This window comes from Pseudomonas sp. HMSC08G10, assembly GCF_001808425.1.
Lineage (GTDB): Bacteria > Pseudomonadota > Gammaproteobacteria > Pseudomonadales > Pseudomonadaceae > Aquipseudomonas > Aquipseudomonas guariconensis.
In genome coordinates, this window is record NZ_KV793319.1 from 1 (window position 1) to 1,641 (window position 1,641).

The window sequence follows — 1,641 nt, forward strand, 5'->3', positions numbered from 1 at the left end:
GCCCGTGATCATCGGCAGGTCCAGGCCCTGCTCCTTGGCGCAGTCGATGGCGATCTGGTAGCCGGCGTCGGCGTGACGCATCACGCCAGTCCCTGGGTCGTTGGTCAGCACGCGAGCGATACGCGCGGCCGCTTCGTCGGTACCGTCACAGACGATGACCATGCCCGAGTGCTGGGAGAAGCCCATGCCCACGCCACCGCCGTGGTGCAGCGAAACCCAGGTGGCACCGCCTGCGGTGTTGAGCAAGGCGTTGAGCAGTGGCCAGTCGGAGACGGCGTCGGAGCCGTCACGCATGGCTTCGGTTTCGCGGTTCGGGCTGGAGACCGAGCCGGAGTCCAGGTGGTCGCGGCCGATGACGATCGGTGCCGACAGCTCGCCGCTGCGGACCATTTCGTTGAACGCCAGGCCCAGCTTGGCGCGCAGGCCCAGGCCAACCCAGCAGATACGTGCCGGCAGACCTTGGAAGCTGATGCGCTCGCGGGCCATGTCCAACCAGCGGTGCAGGTGGGCGTCGTCCGGGATCAGTTCCTTGACCTTGGCGTCGGTCTTGTAGATGTCCTCGGCGTCACCGGACAGCGCCGCCCAGCGGAATGGGCCGACACCGCGGCAGAACAGCGGACGGATGTAGGCCGGCACGAAGCCTGGGAAGTCGAAGGCATTGGCCACGCCTTCTTCCTTGGCCATCTGGCGGATGTTGTTGCCGTAGTCGAAGGTCGGCACGCCCATTTTCTGGAAGTCCAGCATGGCTTGTACGTGCACGGCCATGGACTGCTTGGCGGCCTTGACCACGGCAGCGGCGTCGGTCTGGGCGCGGTCGCGGTACTGCTCCCAGGTCCAGCCGGCCGGCAGGTAGCCGTTGAGCGGATCGTGGGCGCTGGTCTGGTCGGTGACCATGTCCGGGCGCACGCCCCGCTTGACCAGCTCAGGCAGGATTTCAGCGGCGTTGCCGTGCAGGGCGATGGAGATGGCCTTGCCTTCGGCGGTGTACTTGGCGATGCGCGCCAGGGCGTCGTCCAGGTCCTTGGCCTGCTCGTCCACGTAGCGGGTCTGCAGGCGGAAGTCGATGCGGCTCTGCTGGCATTCGATGTTCAGCGAGCAGGCGCCGGCCAGGGTCGCGGCCAGTGGCTGGGCGCCGCCCATGCCGCCCAGGCCTGCGGTCAGGACCCACTTGCCGGTCAGGTTGCCGTCGTAGTGCTGGCGGCCGGCCTCGACGAAGGTTTCGTAGGTGCCCTGGACGATGCCCTGGCTGCCGATGTAGATCCAGCTGCCGGCGGTCATCTGGCCGTACATGGCCAAGCCTTTGGCGTCCAGTTCGTTGAAGTGCTCCCAGTTGGCCCAATGTGGCACCAGGTTGGAGTTGGCGATCAGCACGCGCGGGGCATTGGCGTGGGTCTTGAAGACACCGACCGGCTTGCCGGACTGGACCAGCAGGGTCTCGTCGTCTTCCAGGCGGGTCAGGGTCTCGACGATCTTGTCGTAGCACTCCCAGTTACGTGCGGCACGGCCGATGCCGCCGTAGACCACCAACTCCTTCGGATTCTCGGCGACCTGAGGGTCGAGGTTGTTCATCAACATGCGCAGCGGCGCTTCGGTCAGCCAGCTCTTGGCGGTCAGCTTGTTGCCACGCGGGGCGCGGATTTC

General features: G+C 66.5%; 1 protein-coding gene. It reads right to left on the reverse strand.

Annotated elements, in window-relative coordinates:
* Window positions 1-1,641 (reverse strand): urocanate hydratase (gene hutU / locus HMPREF3173_RS16740; RefSeq protein ID WP_070574685.1); only part of this gene is annotated, 1,641 nt, incomplete at both ends.